This is a genomic window from Chryseobacterium candidae (genome assembly GCF_004916905.1).
GTDB classification, from domain to species: Bacteria; Bacteroidota; Bacteroidia; order Flavobacteriales; family Weeksellaceae; genus Chryseobacterium; species Chryseobacterium candidae.
Genome location: NZ_SDLV01000016.1, coordinates 127,548 through 143,195 on the forward strand (window position 1 = coordinate 127,548; position 15,648 = coordinate 143,195).

Annotated in this window: 20 protein-coding genes; 7 read left to right on the forward strand and 13 right to left on the reverse strand. The window is 33.9% G+C overall.

Going from position 1 to position 15,648, the window contains the following annotated elements; genetic code table 11:
* Positions 1-59: 59 nt before the first annotated feature.
* From EK417_RS09010 to EK417_RS21055, 6 genes are read right to left on the reverse strand one after another with little or no spacing between them, the layout of a single operon-like run.
* Positions 60-1,394 carry a type IV secretory system conjugative DNA transfer family protein gene (locus EK417_RS09010; RefSeq protein WP_136521966.1) on the reverse strand — a complete coding sequence of 445 codons (1,335 nt, stop codon included), beginning with the start codon at positions 1,392-1,394 and terminating at the stop codon, positions 60-62.
* A 34-nt stretch (positions 1,395-1,428) separates the two neighbouring features.
* Positions 1,429-2,274, reverse strand: coding sequence for a relaxase/mobilization nuclease domain-containing protein (locus EK417_RS09015; protein WP_136521967.1), 846 nt, complete (start codon positions 2,272-2,274; stop codon positions 1,429-1,431).
* 39 nt (positions 2,275-2,313) lie between these two features.
* Entirely contained in the window at positions 2,314-2,775 is a 462-nt protein-coding gene (gene mobC, locus EK417_RS09020) for a plasmid mobilization relaxosome protein MobC (protein ID WP_136521968.1), read from the reverse strand.
* 2 nt (positions 2,776-2,777) lie between these two features.
* Positions 2,778-3,551 carry a hypothetical protein gene (locus EK417_RS09025; protein WP_136521969.1) on the reverse strand — a complete coding sequence of 258 codons (774 nt, stop codon included), beginning with the start codon at positions 3,549-3,551 and terminating at the stop codon, positions 2,778-2,780.
* 12 nt (positions 3,552-3,563) lie between these two features.
* A complete protein-coding gene (locus tag EK417_RS09030) occupies positions 3,564-5,270 on the reverse strand; it encodes a hypothetical protein (protein ID WP_136521970.1) in 1,707 nt (568 codons plus the stop codon).
* Positions 5,271-5,273: 3 nt separating this feature from the next.
* Positions 5,274-5,414 carry a hypothetical protein gene (locus tag EK417_RS21055; protein ID WP_168801964.1) on the reverse strand — a complete coding sequence of 47 codons (141 nt, stop codon included), beginning with the start codon at positions 5,412-5,414 and terminating at the stop codon, positions 5,274-5,276.
* 407 nt (positions 5,415-5,821) lie between these two features.
* Between EK417_RS21055 and EK417_RS09035 the strand changes: the two genes are divergently transcribed.
* The 6 genes from EK417_RS09035 to EK417_RS09055 all read left to right on the forward strand — a co-directional run bounded on the left by EK417_RS09035 (position 5,822) and on the right by EK417_RS09055 (position 11,216).
* Positions 5,822-6,010, forward strand: a complete 189-nt coding sequence (locus EK417_RS09035; protein WP_136521971.1) for a hypothetical protein — start codon at positions 5,822-5,824, stop codon at positions 6,008-6,010.
* Positions 6,011-6,028: 18 nt separating this feature from the next.
* Positions 6,029-6,169 (forward strand): hypothetical protein, encoded by a 141-nt coding sequence (locus tag EK417_RS21060; protein WP_168801965.1) that lies wholly within the window; start codon positions 6,029-6,031, stop codon positions 6,167-6,169.
* A 78-nt stretch (positions 6,170-6,247) separates the two neighbouring features.
* A complete protein-coding gene (locus EK417_RS09040; protein ID WP_136521972.1) occupies positions 6,248-6,631 on the forward strand; it encodes a hypothetical protein in 384 nt (127 codons plus the stop codon).
* Entirely contained in the window at positions 6,632-6,901 is a 270-nt protein-coding gene (locus EK417_RS09045) for a hypothetical protein (RefSeq protein ID WP_136521973.1), read from the forward strand.
* Positions 6,902-7,005: 104 nt separating this feature from the next.
* Positions 7,006-10,494, forward strand: a complete 3,489-nt coding sequence (locus EK417_RS09050; RefSeq protein WP_136521974.1) for a P-loop NTPase — start codon at positions 7,006-7,008, stop codon at positions 10,492-10,494.
* A gap of 425 nt (positions 10,495-10,919) precedes the next feature.
* Entirely contained in the window at positions 10,920-11,216 is a 297-nt protein-coding gene (locus tag EK417_RS09055) for a hypothetical protein (RefSeq protein ID WP_136521975.1), read from the forward strand.
* A gap of 136 nt (positions 11,217-11,352) precedes the next feature.
* On the opposite strand, the gene EK417_RS09060 is transcribed toward EK417_RS09055, so the two are convergent.
* From EK417_RS09060 to EK417_RS09070, 3 genes are read right to left on the reverse strand one after another with little or no spacing between them, the layout of a single operon-like run.
* Positions 11,353-12,120: a toxin-antitoxin system YwqK family antitoxin gene (locus EK417_RS09060; RefSeq protein ID WP_136521976.1), complete on the reverse strand. Its 768-nt coding sequence runs from the start codon at positions 12,118-12,120 to the stop codon at positions 11,353-11,355.
* A 41-nt stretch (positions 12,121-12,161) separates the two neighbouring features.
* Positions 12,162-13,043 carry a bile acid:sodium symporter family protein gene (locus EK417_RS09065; protein WP_136521977.1) on the reverse strand — a complete coding sequence of 294 codons (882 nt, stop codon included), beginning with the start codon at positions 13,041-13,043 and terminating at the stop codon, positions 12,162-12,164.
* Positions 13,044-13,099: 56 nt separating this feature from the next.
* The gene (locus EK417_RS09070) at positions 13,100-13,537 is read right to left on the reverse strand and encodes a hypothetical protein (protein WP_136521978.1); all 438 of its coding nucleotides are present in this window, start codon (positions 13,535-13,537) and stop codon (positions 13,100-13,102) included.
* A 127-nt stretch (positions 13,538-13,664) separates the two neighbouring features.
* Between EK417_RS09070 and EK417_RS09075 the strand changes: the two genes are divergently transcribed.
* Positions 13,665-14,048 (forward strand): helix-turn-helix domain-containing protein, encoded by a 384-nt coding sequence (locus EK417_RS09075; RefSeq protein ID WP_136521979.1) that lies wholly within the window; start codon positions 13,665-13,667, stop codon positions 14,046-14,048.
* A 33-nt stretch (positions 14,049-14,081) separates the two neighbouring features.
* On the opposite strand, the gene EK417_RS09080 is transcribed toward EK417_RS09075, so the two are convergent.
* From EK417_RS09080 to EK417_RS09090, 4 genes are all read right to left on the reverse strand, one after another.
* A complete protein-coding gene (locus tag EK417_RS09080; RefSeq protein WP_136521980.1) occupies positions 14,082-14,399 on the reverse strand; it encodes a hypothetical protein in 318 nt (105 codons plus the stop codon).
* Positions 14,400-14,774: 375 nt separating this feature from the next.
* The gene (locus EK417_RS21065; RefSeq protein ID WP_168801966.1) at positions 14,775-14,951 is read right to left on the reverse strand and encodes a hypothetical protein; all 177 of its coding nucleotides are present in this window, start codon (positions 14,949-14,951) and stop codon (positions 14,775-14,777) included.
* A 198-nt stretch (positions 14,952-15,149) separates the two neighbouring features.
* Positions 15,150-15,347 (reverse strand): hypothetical protein, encoded by a 198-nt coding sequence (locus tag EK417_RS09085; protein ID WP_136521981.1) that lies wholly within the window; start codon positions 15,345-15,347, stop codon positions 15,150-15,152.
* Positions 15,348-15,411: 64 nt separating this feature from the next.
* Positions 15,412-15,642 carry a hypothetical protein gene (locus EK417_RS09090; RefSeq protein ID WP_136521982.1) on the reverse strand — a complete coding sequence of 77 codons (231 nt, stop codon included), beginning with the start codon at positions 15,640-15,642 and terminating at the stop codon, positions 15,412-15,414.
* Positions 15,643-15,648: the final 6 nt, after the last annotated feature.

Consider the following 15,648-nt stretch of genomic DNA (forward strand, 5'->3'; position numbering starts at 1 on the left):
TGGTTGTCAGTTGATAGTCTTTAGTTTTGCTAATTGCTAATTGCTAATTGCTAATTGCCTTAATACATTCCCAATCGTAAGCGAAGCCAAAAGCTCTTGTACCACGGTTTCATTTTGAGCCGTATGGGAAGTTTATTGGAAAAAATCATAATCCCTTCATCCGAAGAAAGCGTACGTATTTCATCCGCAGTGAGTAACCTGCGAGCAGTCAAACTGCTTTTTTTGGTTTCGTTTGATTCACTGGTAACCGTTGCCATTCCTAATAATCTTGAAATCTGTTCCGCTGATTCCGAATTCAATCCAGGCAACACAATTTTCATTTGAAAGTTCGAGAGAATGGTTCCTTCTGCATTGGGATAATTCTGTTTGAGTTGTTGCAAATCTTGGATAGCGCATATTAAACTCAAATCGTATTTTCTTGAAACCGTGATGAGTGTTGTGAAGTCTGGGACGTAAACATTGCTAAATTCGTCCAAAAATGCAAAAACTCTTTTTTCATTTTTACCTCGTGGAGCAAGCAGATTGTAGAAAATATCTTTTAAAAGCAGGTTTCTGAGGAAAGCGGTATGTGATAAATCCCGTTCGCTGTTTTGGATATAGAGAATGGTTTTTTGCTTTCGGAGGAGCGAAATATCCAAATCATTTTGGGAAGTAAGTTCCTGCAAAAAAGAATCATTCAACGGACTCAGCACCGCAGATGCCGTAGCCAATACAGAGGTTCTTAATTTTTCACTGTAATTTTTGAAAGCGGAAAATTTGAGATAGAGTTCATCGTCCATCGAAGACGTGAGAACCCCTTCTGCCTGTTCAATATCTGCCGTACATAAATCTACCAAATGATAAAGTGTTTGTAAATTTTGTTGTTCGGATGGCATTTTCAGAACCGCTTTAATCAGTACAAAGAATAACTGCTCGGTAGAAATCTGCCAAAACGGATCGTTTCCTTTATCTAATCCCTGTGCCTGTAACAGCACTTTAGAGAAGCGTTGAATATCACTATCGGTTTTCAGGAACGCAAGCGGGTTATAATGCAGTCCTTTTGCTCCGTCCTGTGAGAGATTGAAATGTAAAATCGTATAGCCTTTTTTCTCCAAATATTTTGAAGTGAGTTTAAAGAGTTCTCCAGACGTGTCGGTTACAATATAGCTGTCACCCTTGGGTTTTAGCAGATTAGCAGAAATCCAAACCGATTTACCCCCACCTGTGGAAGCTAAAATGAGTGTATGGATGGTTTTTGTTCTTGAAATCCTTCTTTTACCGTCTACCACGACCCCTTTGTTCCAACGGGAAAGAATATCCTGTTCCTCTCTTTTGGTCATAAAACGACTGCTTCCATGCAGGGTTTCATATTGTTGCTCTTTTTCGCCCGATATTAATTTCCATATTTCGTCCATGATGTTGGTTTTTTAAGGTTCTTTTTTATTGGTTTTAGCGTTCTTTATTTTGTTGATTTTCTCGTTGGTTTTCCAATTCTTTGTGTTTGGATTTCAGTTGACGGTAAATTGCTGTAAGGTCTTTGGTTTGAAACAGCGTACTAAGCCTGTATTTTTTACCGTTTTGCCTGTCCATAATGCCGTGAATTTTATCTCTGTAGGTATAAAAACCATAACGTGAATCCTGCTGAATGGCTTTTTCAAACTCATTTGGAGACTGTACTTGAGAGGCAAGGTTTATCAGATACTCAATAACTGTTTGTTTTTCGGTGCTACGCTCGGATTTACGCATCCGAAATTCCTGTTCCGTAAGTTTCATCGTTACTTTGGAAGTAGCCAGTCCCAACGTCAGGTTTCGTTTTCCGCTGTAGGCATAGCTGTATTTGATTTCGGGATATTGCAACCTTGTAAATTCTTCCATTTGTACTTGAAGGTTTTTAAGTTCCACCTTCGATAACCTGAATCCCTTTGTACTATGGTAGGCATTTTGAGATGATAGCAAATGCCAATGATAATGCTCAGTATCCGAATGAACTCTGCCATATACCAAATGATTTTCGAGGTTTGCTTTTACAATGTATTCCTGTGCTACATTTTCCAACAATTCGGGAGTAATCACTGCTTTGTCTTTGGCAGAAAAACTCAAAATATGATGATACATCCTGTTTTTGGCTTGCGAGCTTCTGTACTCATCATTTTCTAAAAACTCCTTTTCCAAAATTTCAGGTGTAGAATTTTGAGCCACGTTCCAGTACAATTCCTGTCCTTCCGCTTCTCTGTCTATATAACCGATCAAACTTCGGAACGACTTATTTTTTCTTGAAAGAATTTTGATAAGCATGAAAACAAAATTTGATGGGGTTAAGCATGAGACATTTGTTTAGGTTTTCACAAACAATTCGGGGTGGCTCAAATTTTTTTTAATTAACTCCTCCAATTGACAGAGCTTTTGATACGCCTCTTCCCACAACTGTGGCGTTAATTCTTTTTGGGAATTTGCCAGTTTTGTAAGTTGGTTGATATTGTTTCCGATTTTGCGGATAGATATTTGGAGTTCGGAAATAAGTTGTTGATTGGGAATCCACACGGTATCTGAAATATTGCTGAGTACCAATTGCTGACAGAACCCCGAACGGGACAGCCCTTGGTGCAGGGCTGTTTTGGTTAGCCGTTCGTAGTCTTTTTCTGTGAGGAATAGTTCAATAACCTGATGTTTACTGCGTTTTTGCTTCATGAAATTCCGCACATATTCACGTTTATACTCTGCGTATATCTTTTTACGTTCCGCACCTTGAAGATGCGATAAACCTTTGCTTTGTAAATATGTGCGGAAGTTTTCCATGACTACAGTTTTTTCCAGTCAATGTTTCCACTGTATTTTCCTAATCGGAAGATCTCATCCCAATAGAAAGGCATATTCACGTAATATTTTTCGTTCTGCGGGTTGTTGGGAGTAACCACATCCACAAAGCTGATTTTACTAAGGTCAATTTCAGAACCCTGTTGTTGCAGACGTTCAAAGTCTTTAGTGGCTACATCTACTGCATACGACTTACTAGGCATTGCCCACTGTCCTTTTGTAAAATTGCGGAAGCCTGATTCCTGAATGAAGTCTGAGTACACCAAAACGGAGGCTTTATCGTAATTTTTCAGCATTTCGGAAATAGGAATTACAAGCTCCACGATGGCGGTTTCATTGCTTGGAGATGCTTCGGCAAACATCGCTTTAATGATCTTCTTTTGGGTAGCCTCCAAAGTTTTGTGGACTTTTTCCTGATACATCACTTCGTCCAATTCTTCCTGCTTTTTGGTTTTATTTCGGTTGGAAACCTGACGTTTAGGGGCTTTGTAGTAGAACCATTTAGCGTTCGTACGGCTGTTGGAGTTGGAATTGATATCCATCACAACGACATCCGTATTTTCTGCCATATACTGTGCGAGGTAGCTTTTCAGATGTTTGGTTTCCTTTTCTGTATCTTTTTCTGAGACTGAAGCGGACTTATCTTTCATTAAAATAATTAAATGTTTAGGTGTGGTGTTTTCCGTTACCTCTTTGTGACAAGAGGTAAGGCTAAGGATCAATAATACGGTTGCGATTAAAGTTGAAATCTTTTTCATGATAAATAAATATTAAAGGTTAGTATTAAAGTGTTCTGAATGATGGTATTTGCCGTTGGAGGAGAAAGTGGGTTTAGGTTCTTCTTTGGCAGGTGGCGTGTACAAAATTTCTTTGGTTTCATCGCTTACAAGGAGCTTTTCAACGAATCTCTTCTGACCAAGAAGCCTTAAAATTCTGTGAGAAAGGTTGTCTACCTCTGAGATTACATTTTTTTGAGCATAAAATTCCGCCTCAATGTTAGGAAGTCTGTTTTCAATCCTATTTATGGCTTTTTGGAGCTTGTAGCTTGAAAGGAATAGGATGAATACCCCAAAGGTTATCCCTGAAAATAAAAGGAAGATAAGCGAGCTAAAAGCTATCGTGAGCTTGGCGACAGTTGCCATCGGTCCTTCCTGAAGTTCTACGAGTTTGGCATTGGTCTCTCCGATTTTATCACCCTTCTCTTTTATTTTAGTTTCACGTTCTTCTGCGGTCATGTCTTCATCAATAATCTCAGGGTTGTACTCGTATAGTTCCTGCTTCTGTATCGTCATTTGACCTAATATATCATCTTTATCAATCGTATTCTTATAAAGAAGACCCATGGCAGCTGCATAAAGCAGTGCTATAATCATCGCAATTGCCATAAACCTCGATGAAAAGAGCTTTTTGATGATGGAATTGTTATTTTTGATAAAGTTTAAAATTGTCCCGAATAAAGCGATTCCAATTCCGAAAGATAAAAGCAAAGGTGCGAGACCCGTCACCATACTTTTTATCGGACTAAAATTAAACACCAACCCAAAGATGGAGGCAAAAATTAAAACTTCCCCTGCGATAGCGATGAAATACACAAACGCTACCCAAACCACTTTATCCAAGCCTATGTGTCCCAAAATATTTTGGTTGTACGTGGGTTGTTTCAAAACCTCTTTAGAAGTGGTAGATAACTTCACTGAGTCGGCATTTTCTTTAGAAGGATTGGTGTATTGGGATGCATAATTTTCTCCCGAGGCGTACATCGCCTCTTCAAATTGTTCCTCAGCGGTATAATAATCGGGAGCATCGCCTACCATGGTATAAATAACCTGTTTAGGCTGTGAACGCATTGGCGTTCGCTCGTTACTTTTATCAACTAAGGCTTGTTCCTGTGGAACTTCTGAAGCTACGGCTTGCGTTTGTAATGCGGTAAGCTCGGAGAACTCCAGTTCAGGTTTTGCAGGATAAGTCTTTACTTCCAAGTCTAGATTTTTGACGGCTTGTAAATAATTATCAGACTTGATGCTTTCAGCTTCGCTAAAGTTAATTTCTGAATCACTTTGCAGGAATTTGGCTTTAGTATAATTTCCTGTAATGTAATCATGAGCATGTGCCGAATAGGTGCGTCCAAGATTGCTCTTAGCGATAACTTCCTGTTGTTCAGCTTGAATGTCCAACATCTTATCTTCTCCTGCAACCGAGGTCAGTCGCATGAAATTTTGAGATAGCTGCTTAAACAACACCACATTTTTTTCAAAATCTTGTCTTAAAAATTCAAGTTTACCTAAAAGCACAGCTCGTGATTGATGTAATATTTTGAGTATCGACTGGCTGGAGCGGAGCGTCATCCACCAACTCCAGAATGTAACCAAACGAAACAAATCTTCGGTGCTATCGTTTATCTTTTCTGTAAGGTCTTTCTTAATGACCTCTAATTTGCCTTTGCTAGGTTTTACGATGTTTTGATTTTTTGTTTCCATAATTTATTTTTTAATTGGATTAGACTTTTTAGTGAAATTCTCCTTCAACAGATAGTTGAAGCTAACGTGTCGTTGGTTCGTGATGGAGTTAAGCTCCTGAACCGTTTTGGGTTGTACTTGTTGGGATTGTACTTTCAAATTCATTGGGTTTTAATTTTTAGATTTTTTAGAAATTTTTCCTTGTTATTTCTGCTCCAAATGTAAAAGAAAAAAACAACACAAAACAAGCATAACTAATTGATTTACAGTTTATTATGTTGGAAATTTTGAGCGTTTTTTTGGAAACTTTGAGTGATTCTTTGGAAATTTTGAATGGTCTTTTGGAAATTTAGAAATCCAAGTACGACCCATAAAGGATTCAAAATTTCCACATTTTTTTTGCAAAAAAGTTAAATTTCCTTAAAAAAAATGTTTTTTCACCTCTAAATTCGATGTGTTTTGGTTGTTAAAAACAGTATTTTGAGGGATATTTTGTATCCAATTTACTTGACAAATCGATAAAATTGACTACAATTATCTTCATCAGGTCATTTATTTCATACAATTTGATCATGTCAAAAACTCCTAATTCCATCAATTTGGATAAAGAAATCAAGCAGTGTGTTATTACCAAGCCTTATGATGCCCTGCAAAGTGATTTCGGAAAAAAACTAATAGAACACCTTGCATCAAACAGTAATATCAGAGAAATTGTCCGCAAACTGGATGATGAAACAGAAACACTCACTCCACAGGAATGAAGGGATTTCCTTGAATTTATGCAGGAGCATAAAGATTTTTTCGATGGGATTATGATGAAATACAAAGGTCAGTATCCCGCTTGGATGAAGTTTGATACGGCTTCAAATCCTGCAAACATGAGACAGGAAGACCATGTTCTTTATGTAAGAGATAAATGATATGTATCACTTGCGAAAATAAAAAACTATGTAAGATCACGCATTAAAGGATATGATCCCAAATTTTTGCATGAAGGAGTGGATAAAAATATCGAGCATTATGCAGTAAAGGAATTTAAAAGCCGTGTTGATTTTTCTTCGGACGAAGGTCTCGCATTTTATGAAAAATTTATGGGACTTAATTATAGTAACAGAATCAATAAACATGGGGTTATGATTCACAATATTAACGGGATTATGTTTACTAACATAAAAAATAATATTGAAAGATATTCCTTCAAAATGAGAGATATGAGCAACGATCCCGAAGATTTCAGCAAGGGAAAATCCTTTAAGAGTTTGAAGAACAATCCTGCATATACTAAGGCTTTAGAATTATCAGATGCTAAAGCATTTGAATCTATAGAACAGAGTAATGCGTTTCATTTTAAACTGATGCAGTCGGTGGCAGATCAGTTATGAATGGATGTTCATATCAATATCGATTTTATAGATGATCCCAACAATAAAAAAAAGATAAAAGATATCATGATGTGCCTCTACCAATTGACAGGTCGGGAACTATGGATTCCCTACAAATATAATGAAAGTGGTTTTGCATCTTTTATTCATGGGTCAGAAGGTGCTTTTATCTATCATCCTGATCCGTATGATTCGGAAGATGATGAAAATAAAAGCCCGTTATCATTTTTTCTTGAGGTTTATCCTTCGCTTGGCAAAGAGAAAAAATAAAACAATCTGAAAGAAACAAAATCCCTTATATTAAAGGGATTTTTTAGATCATAAGAAAAATTGTAATTTTATCAAATCCAACATTTTAAAAACACAGATCATCCATGCAAGAAGAAGATTTACCAAAGAAACAGGACGAAGAATTACAATATCTTAATCAGCGTATAAAAGAAATTTCTGAAAAAGAAGCGAAAATTCTTGCAGAAGAAGCAAGGACGATTACCGAGTTCGTAGAAAGTAAAATGAAAATACTGAAAACCTGTTATGGAAAATCAGATGCTACAGTTAAGGAAAGTATCAATCGACTGATAAGATCTTCACAGTTACAATGTTTTATGGCAGAAGCAGAAACCGAAGAAACAAAACTTGACAAGATGATGTATTCGGAAAGAAGAATTAAAGATCATATTAATGATGGATTACTTGATGAACCCAGAATTAGAGAATTTTACAGTTTTTATTTTGGAAGATACCGATTGTTTTTCAGGTGTTTTGAAAGAGATTTTTTAGAGCAGGAAAATATAGACGTGTCGTTTTTAGACGATGTTTTTTCTCCGAAGGAAGGAGATTATTATGTTTCAGGACAAAGATTGGAAATTGCTGGAGCTACGATAATTGATGAGGAGTTTATTGAAAAGGTAAAAGCAGGTAAGCATTTTACAGAAGCTGAATTTTATGGAGCAAAGCAAACTTATTTTTGTCAATGGTACGGCATTATACACGAATATGATGTTATTAGAAATGGATATGAGACATTAAAAAATATTATCATAGATAGCTTTATTGAAGAGAAACACGAGAAAGTAACCGCAATCATCTGTGGTTCAGGTGGCTCTGGTAAATCAACGGTTCTCCGAAGAACAGCGGTTGACCTTCATAAAGAATCAATTCATATTGTTTGGGTTGAAGATAGTGGCATTGAAGAGTTTGTAGAAAAAGGATTTTCTGCCATTAAAAGTGAAGTAGAAAACAATGAAAAACAAAAGTTTGTGATTATCATTGAGGATTGGTATAGGGTTTTTACAAAGGAAAATGAACAGTCGGGAATTGACATTCTTAAAAAAGCAAAAAATATTAATAATATAAGATTTGTAATTGGAGATAGAAGTATCAAAAGATCATATACAGAACATAGAAATAACGACTTTGAATTACATTTATCTTCAGATGACAATAAAGAAATCATTGAAAAAATTGTTGAAAAACATCCCAATTGGAAATTGGCTTCAGAAAAATTATTTAATAAAAAAAATGATAAAAATTATAAATCTTCTCTTTTCTTATTGCTTTTTATCTTGGCTCATATAGATCAGAAAGAGTTTAACAATACTGCATTAAATCTTGCTGAACCACAGCAGGTATTTCAGAGAATTATTGAAAGTGATCTGAGATTTATTGAAAAGAAATATAAGGGACTTGCTAAAGCTATCTATTATTTAAGTTTTGTTTATACTAAGTATAAGGTATCTATTAATTATGAAACATTCCTGAAAATTGCAGATTTTTATAATGAAAAGAATAATAATCAAATTTTTGATAAATTCCGTAGATTTAGCACAAGTGACAAAATCCTTGACAGGTTAAAATTATATATCAACAAAAATCATAGCAACCAAGATTTTAATGCTTATGACCTCATACAATTTAACCATGATATTTTTGCAGAATTAGGCTTTAAAAATATTATTATTGAAGAATGGCAGGATTTTGATATTGAAATTAAACTTGATTTTTTGAAAGTGATTACTGAAAAAGGAGATGATTACTCTGCATCTAGATACCTATCAACTTTAATCAATAAAGAAAGAGATATTTTTATTGATAAGAATGAAATTCTTGATTATATTAAAATTTTAATTGAGAAAGGTAATTCACAACCTCATTATTTATATAATTTGGGAGAACTCCATTTGGATGATGCCACGATGGTTGAGTTGGCACAACTGTTTTGGAAAAAAAAGATTTTTTCAAGATATTCTACTTTTTTTTGGCGGGAATATTTTAGACAAGTAAAAGGAGAAGTATTAATTCATGACCAGATTCATGAAATCCTTAATATCTCTAATCTGCAAAATTTTAGTGACGAATTTATTATATGCTTATTAAATAATACACATGATATCGAAACTAGAGATTTATTTGCAAGAATGGTTGTTTCTGATGAAAACAACAAATTTTCTGTAAGTATAAAGAACGAATGCTTGAATTACGTCTCTCACATTCTTAAAAACAGATTTTTGCACACAAAATTGGATGGAGAGATAGAAAATTTAATTCCTTATTTTTCTCATTATATTAATACTCAAGAAAACTTTATAAAAAGCCGATTTCAAAACAAAATAATATACGGCAATAATTGGAAAAAGCTCCAAGCGGGTAAACTTATATCTTTCATATCATTTTTGAGAGATAAAGTAATACAAGAATTTTTTATCGTTAAAGTATTAGAAAATATTGAGAATAAAGATTCTTTTATATTAAGATTTTGTTTCATGTCGGTTTCAGATAAAATAAAGATAAAGTTTTCATCCCTTTTCTTAGATATTAAAAAGTATGAATATAATAGAGGCATAATTACAGAATGTTTTACCTATGCTCCGTTTAAAATAAAACAAGATATTTCTAATAGAATTTTAAAAGATCATACTTGGATGTACTATGACACAAATTTACTAGACGAATTTATTCTATATGCAGAAATACAATTCTTAAAAGAATTTTCATTGATGCTTTTTCGAACAAAAATATGGGAAAACCTTTCTCATAATTCTATTTTAAGACTTTTAACTGTATGTGAAGATAAAAATATTTCTCAACAAGTATCACAATTATTCATATTTATTTCTTATAATTTGCATACTACTTATATACAAACTTCATTATTCCGAATCTATCTCTTTAATAGTTCTCCCGATATACGAGGAAGTATTTTAGATAAATATTTAGAATCTAATAATTACAAAAACACTGCCCTTGATAAACAAAACTATTCTCAAGTATATGATTGTTTTATTGTTGCTGATGTTGAAAAAAAGAAGAATTTTTGTAATAAAATTTTACAAGATTGCTGGAAACAATATGACTATAGACTCGTAATTATGTGCTTAGACTATATGATTAAAGAACACAAAATACCTTCAGTAGCAAACGAAATTGTTAATGAATATACTTCAAATAAAAATAGTAAACAATTTATGGAAAATTATCAAGCTATTTTCACAATAGCACTCGGTCATTTTGAAGAGTGGAAAAAAGAAGCAGAAAATATCATTGAGAACTGGAAACAATCAGACAAAATAGCCCTTACAAATTTATTGCCATACTATTTTAGCTCTCCTAAAAAAATTTATTATATATGTAAAGAAATTTTAGAATGTTGGAACAAAGAATATAAATTTTACAAATTTAATAGAAAGGATTGGAATCGTTTTGAAATTGCTTTGGGGCATCCGCAATTAAAACAAGAAGCAAAAGAAACTGCACAATTAATGCAAAATATTTTTGATAATAGGAAAATGGATGCCCCTATTGAATTTAGAAGAGTTTTATTTCAAATTGTAGAAAATGATATTTATCCCGAATGGCAAATATAAAATAACATTTAACCAAACACTGAATAATATTGGTATTGTTTCCAAACCTCTCTTCCAAACCTCTCATTTTAGCATCTTTCAGTCTGCTTTTCCCAAAACAGATAAATATCCCAAGTCAGCCTTCACTTGCAGGTTTGTCCGTTGTTTTGGTTTTTCGTCACCACCATTTTTTGTCACGGACTGATTTTGAGCATTCCCAATTGTGAAATAACATCACAGGTCGCTGAAACGCTAACGAAAATTTTCAGGATTTTGTAAAGTCAGGGTGTATTGTAAGAAACCAAATAATTGTACACTTTGTCTATGAATGGCTCGTATAAATTCAATACAAACAGGCAGGGAGAAAGAATTTTGTATTGATTTTCCACTTATCTGCCATTCATTTTTTGACAGTGTATTATTTTTATTTCTTACGTATAATGCACATGACTTACTTCGAAAAATCAATTGAAAACTTCCTTGAACAATTAGCGTTTGACAGCGACTTTTATGATGTGTATTCTCATTCACAATTGTTGGAATATGCTCAAGATTTCATTCAGTCCTATAACATCAATATCGTGGAGGGTGACTACCGAAACGACCAAACAGATAACGGACATTATTACTGCGATCTTGCAAGTGAATGGGCTGACTCACAAGTGGATATTTACAATTCTGATTTATGGGAAAAAGCACCAAAGTTTCAATGGTGGATTGAAGATGCCATCAATGATTTTTGATTTGATAAATCAAGAAGCATCACCGATATTTTCCAATTCGGACAATACTTGTATTATTCAGCATTGGCTTGAAATATTTTAAACAATTTGGCGGATTATGTGAAAGCATAATCTGCTTTTTAATTATTAAAAAAACTTATTTTTCATCAAAATAAGTAATCCTCCTCGTATTTTCCGAATATTTTTTTCCGTTTTTGAATACCATTTTCCGTATCCAATTACCCAATGAATCATAAGTATATTGGTAAGTAAATTCGTTCTCTGATTTTCTCAGTCCATTAGGGAAAAACTCAATGGTTGTGTTTTCGTTAACATCTGTTTGTGAAAGTATACTTCCGTTTTCATCGTAGTTATAGGTAAATTCATACCTTCTGCTTTTTTCTCCGTCTCTGTAGTTGGTCTGCGAAAGCACATTATTATGATCATCATACACAAACTCGGTTACCCTTCTTTCCCCATTCTTTTCTCCGAAATATTTTAAAAGAAGTCCGTCTTTCAGAATAGCTGTAAAAGATTTGTTGGATTTTTTACCATTATCAGTAATGTCCGTACTTACAAAAACTGAATCGTTCCTGTATCTGAATGTCATGATACTTTCAAGAACGAGTTTACTTTTATCAAAATTCCGAAACCACACTTTTTCCTGTCTGTTCTGTGAATCATACGAAAGAATAGTGCTGGATTTTCTGTCTTTACTAATTTCTTCTTTTTTCAAAATTTTTCCTACCGGACTGAACTCCAAGGTAGTGGTTTCTCTATTTTTTTTCTTTTTGGCAACGTAGTTTTCCTCAATTAATTTCACCTTTCCCTGCAAAACAAAATCTTTCAAATTTTGCGGTTGATTGAGTTGTGCGTGGAAATAAGTTATTGGAATGAGTAAAGTAAAAATAAGAAATGACTTCATAGATGTTGGTATTTTTTAATTGTAAGAATTGCTGATGTTATTCAAGACCGTGTGGTATTGTCATTCTGTTGCAGTTTTGAAATGATGAAACAAAATAGCAAGGCTGTCCAGAATGAAAACATGGCATAAACCAGTGACACTTTTCCGAACTGCTCGTTGTGAAGTAAAGTTCCCGAAATCAGAAAAGCCATAGTGGTATTGTGAACCGCACTTTCAACAGAAATACTAATTTCATTTTTAGCTCCGAGTCTGAATAATTTTGCCATTAAAAAACCTGTTGAAAAGCAAACGATATTTAATAGTAATGCGGACGGAAGGATTTCGATGATTTCTGTATTGGTTATTCCTGCTTTACCTTGTCCACCGAAAAACTTGAGCAGAAAAACAAACCCCAACAAAATAATAAGAACAGGTTTGGCATATTTTCCTATTTTTTCGGCAAAGTTTTGATTTCTTGTTCTTAACAGAATTCCTAATGAAGCAGGAATAGCAGTCAATACAAAGATTTCAATCATTGTATCTTTAAAAGGAAGATGAAATTCTGTGGTGCTTCCGTAATAAAGTTGCAGTGCAAAATTGACCAGTATTGGAATCGTAAAAATGGTAAGAATGGCATTTATAGTGGTAAGAATGATGGAAAGTGCCGTATTGCCTTTGAACAGATAAGTAATAAAACCTGCTGTTGTTCCTCCCGGACTTGCTGTCAAAATTACAATTCCTACTTTAATATAATTAGGAACATCAATAATACTACACAATGCAAAAGCTATTGCAGGCAACAAAATCATCTGTGATATCAATGCAACAATCAAAGGTTTTGGTGATGACAGTACGTTTGCAGTGTCTTTCCAGTTGAGAGAAACACCTATACCAAACATAATCAGTATTAATACCGATGCGACCAAAGTATCAATTAATTCCATAGTAAATAATTAAAAAAGGATTGAACATTGTCCAACCCTCATTTATGGTTTAAAAATCAGAATGAGCAATCTCTCGAACATCCGGATTTGAATCCTCCACTATCATTGGTTTTCAACCATTCTTTACTTCCATTGGAATTGATGATTAATTTACCTTGTATCCAATAATGAGTTCCTGTTAATGAGCCATACCATCCAACAACCATAGGTACTGTAAAAGCACCTGTGGTGGTATTCTGTCTTACATCCGAATAATCCACTTGAGAATATACATTTTTACCGCCCCAAGTTGAGCAACAATTCATTAATCTGTTAGCAACAGTAAGTCCAACATCATTAATATCTTTTTTAAGCTGAACTTCTTTGTTGAGATTTACAACAGAGCCTTCGCCACCGCCACTTCCTCCGCTAGCTCCGGGAAGTCTGGTTTGCGCATAAAATGCCAATGAGATTAATAAGAATAAAACGGATAGATTTTTTGTTTTGAACATCATATATAGTTTTTAAAGTTAGTTTGAATTTTCGCTACAAAATTATGACTACAAATATGCCTACATCTTGTTGATTTTATTACCTTTGTACGGTTATAATATATGAGTAAACTTGCATAATTTATGCGTTATGATTGGAAACAACATTAAGAATATCCGAGAACTCAAGAACCTGACACAAGAATTTGTGGCAGAAAAATTGGATATTTCTCAATCTGCTTACAGCAGATTAGAGAAAGGAGAGATAAAAATTTCTAAAGAAAAATTAGTTCAGATTGCTGAGGTTTTGGAAGTGAAACCCGAAGATATCAAGGAGTTTGATGGTCAGAGATATTTTAACAGTTTCAATAATGTAAGTGATAGCAATATTGAAAGTATTGTCAGTGGAATGGGAAGCGAAGAAGTTCAACTGCTAAAAAAGTTGTATGAGGATAAAATTGCTTTGATGGAACAGTTAATGCAACAGAAAGATAAAGAAATTGAAAAATATAAATCGAAATATGGAGAGCTTTAATAGCTCTCTTTTTCTTGAGTATATATGCTTAACTTATTTGGATTCAAATACAACAGTGATAGTATATTCTCTGTGAAATATCCATTCCTTGCTCCTGCCTAATGATCCTGATTTAATAATGTTACCTTTGTTGATATAAAAGTTAATAATTTTAAACCCGTTCTGTCCCATCTCATTAAGGTGAGCGTTGATAAACTGCATCCACTCTTCCCATGAGGTATCATTAAAATATTCATAAGTATCTTTTATTACTTCATTGTTATGATATTCTTCTCCTTCAAATTCAAATTTTGTATTATCATAATTTTCAGTATACCACTCTAAAGCCCTAAATGTTTTAATTGTATTCATATTTCACTTCTATTATTTACAAATATAAAAAAATGATGGGTAAAAATTCATATATAGAAGTCTAATTATAAATATCATTTATTAAAAATCAAAAATTTTCTAAAATAATCCTACCTTTTCTCCATCAAATAGTTCCCATCATTCAAAAACCTCTTGTTTCAATTCATCCAATGTTTTAAAAACGAAGTTTTTGTGAGCGTTGGCAAAACGTTCATCCTCCAGCAACCTCTTCATTGTCATCTTCTTATAGCTTTCATGCTGAAAAATACACAACACACGAGAACCATGTCCCAATCCATATAATTTACTCGGCTGTCCCTCTGCCAATGCCTGTAAATGGTGGAAAAGAGACTTATGGACTCTTTGAGTATCATCTCACCTGTACATTTCGATGGCAAAAAGCTCTTTTCTATTGGGAGTCTGGAGCATACAGACAGCATCGGCAATCAGGTATTCATTGCCATAGACCGGAATAGCAGATTCGGCTCTGAAGCCTTTTTTCCTTCCGGTAGATACTTTATCGAAATAGGTTTTAAAAAATAGAATTTCCATATTTTGTTGGTTTGCTCGTCTGTCTAAAAAAATATGGATATCAATCAGCGAAAGTCTGTGAAAATAATCCGAGAATGAGGTGGCATTTTTTTGAGGAAACCTTACTGATAGTTCCGTTCAGAAACGCTCTTTCAATAGTTTTGCTCCGTGAATGGTAAGCGAATGGATACTCGGAAGCCTTCAAAATTGGGGATGGATTCAGAATTTCACAGAAGCAACCGAAGGATTTCTCCAAAACCTGAGTTCTGAAATTTGTTTGTTCAAATTATCCGAATTCGCCATTACTCCTAAGTTCAGAAGTTGAGGCGTAGTAAGGAACTTAAATTTCGCCAGAGCAATAAGCACTTTCTCCTGCGATGGCGAGAGGGTTTGGAAAAACAATCTTCTTGTTTTCATAAAAATCGGCATAAAAAAATAAAAAGGCGGTAAAAAACGCCTTGTATTCTTATAACAAGACCGATTAGAGATGAAAATGAGGTTTTAATTTTTCGATGGACTCTCTTGTGTTTTGCTGTTTAGCTGTGTTGTTATAGCCTTGTGAATCATTAAAAACTAAATCCTTAGTTAGAGGCTGTGCCTCTGACATTTCTTTTTCTGATTTATCTTGATGTGTAATCTTTTCAATCTTCCTATATAAACCGCTTTCAGCAATCATTTTCTTTTTCAGCTCCTGCATTTGTTTGGCATTCATAAAATA

Excerpts from the sequence above, each read along its gene's own strand:
- EK417_RS09010 (WP_136521966.1), bottom strand. The coding sequence starts at position 1,394 with ATGGACGAAATATGGAAATTAATATCGGGCGAAAAAGAGCAACAATAT.
- EK417_RS09050 (WP_136521974.1), top strand. The coding sequence starts at position 7,006 with ATGCAAGAAGAAGATTTACCAAAGAAACAGGACGAAGAATTACAATAT.
- EK417_RS09075 (WP_136521979.1), top strand. The coding sequence starts at position 13,665 with ATGATTGGAAACAACATTAAGAATATCCGAGAACTCAAGAACCTGACA.
- EK417_RS09090 (WP_136521982.1), bottom strand. The coding sequence starts at position 15,642 with ATGAATGCCAAACAAATGCAGGAGCTGAAAAAGAAAATGATTGCTGAA.
- EK417_RS09085 (WP_136521981.1), bottom strand. The coding sequence starts at position 15,347 with ATGAAAACAAGAAGATTGTTTTTCCAAACCCTCTCGCCATCGCAGGAG.
- EK417_RS09080 (WP_136521980.1), bottom strand. The coding sequence starts at position 14,399 with ATGAATACAATTAAAACATTTAGGGCTTTAGAGTGGTATACTGAAAAT.
- EK417_RS09025 (WP_136521969.1), bottom strand. The coding sequence starts at position 3,551 with ATGAAAAAGATTTCAACTTTAATCGCAACCGTATTATTGATCCTTAGC.
- EK417_RS09070 (WP_136521978.1), bottom strand. The coding sequence starts at position 13,537 with ATGATGTTCAAAACAAAAAATCTATCCGTTTTATTCTTATTAATCTCA.
- EK417_RS09030 (WP_136521970.1), bottom strand. The coding sequence starts at position 5,270 with ATGGAAACAAAAAATCAAAACATCGTAAAACCTAGCAAAGGCAAATTA.
- mobC (WP_136521968.1), bottom strand. The coding sequence starts at position 2,775 with ATGGAAAACTTCCGCACATATTTACAAAGCAAAGGTTTATCGCATCTT.
- EK417_RS09065 (WP_136521977.1), bottom strand. The coding sequence starts at position 13,043 with ATGGAATTAATTGATACTTTGGTCGCATCGGTATTAATACTGATTATG.
- EK417_RS21055 (WP_168801964.1), bottom strand. The coding sequence starts at position 5,414 with ATGAATTTGAAAGTACAATCCCAACAAGTACAACCCAAAACGGTTCAG.
- EK417_RS09060 (WP_136521976.1), bottom strand. The coding sequence starts at position 12,120 with ATGAAGTCATTTCTTATTTTTACTTTACTCATTCCAATAACTTATTTC.
- EK417_RS09045 (WP_136521973.1), top strand. The coding sequence starts at position 6,632 with ATGGATGTTCATATCAATATCGATTTTATAGATGATCCCAACAATAAA.
- EK417_RS09055 (WP_136521975.1), top strand. The coding sequence starts at position 10,920 with ATGACTTACTTCGAAAAATCAATTGAAAACTTCCTTGAACAATTAGCG.
- EK417_RS09035 (WP_136521971.1), top strand. The coding sequence starts at position 5,822 with ATGTCAAAAACTCCTAATTCCATCAATTTGGATAAAGAAATCAAGCAG.
- EK417_RS21060 (WP_168801965.1), top strand. The coding sequence starts at position 6,029 with ATGCAGGAGCATAAAGATTTTTTCGATGGGATTATGATGAAATACAAA.
- EK417_RS21065 (WP_168801966.1), bottom strand. The coding sequence starts at position 14,951 with ATGGAAATTCTATTTTTTAAAACCTATTTCGATAAAGTATCTACCGGA.
- EK417_RS09015 (WP_136521967.1), bottom strand. The coding sequence starts at position 2,274 with ATGCTTATCAAAATTCTTTCAAGAAAAAATAAGTCGTTCCGAAGTTTG.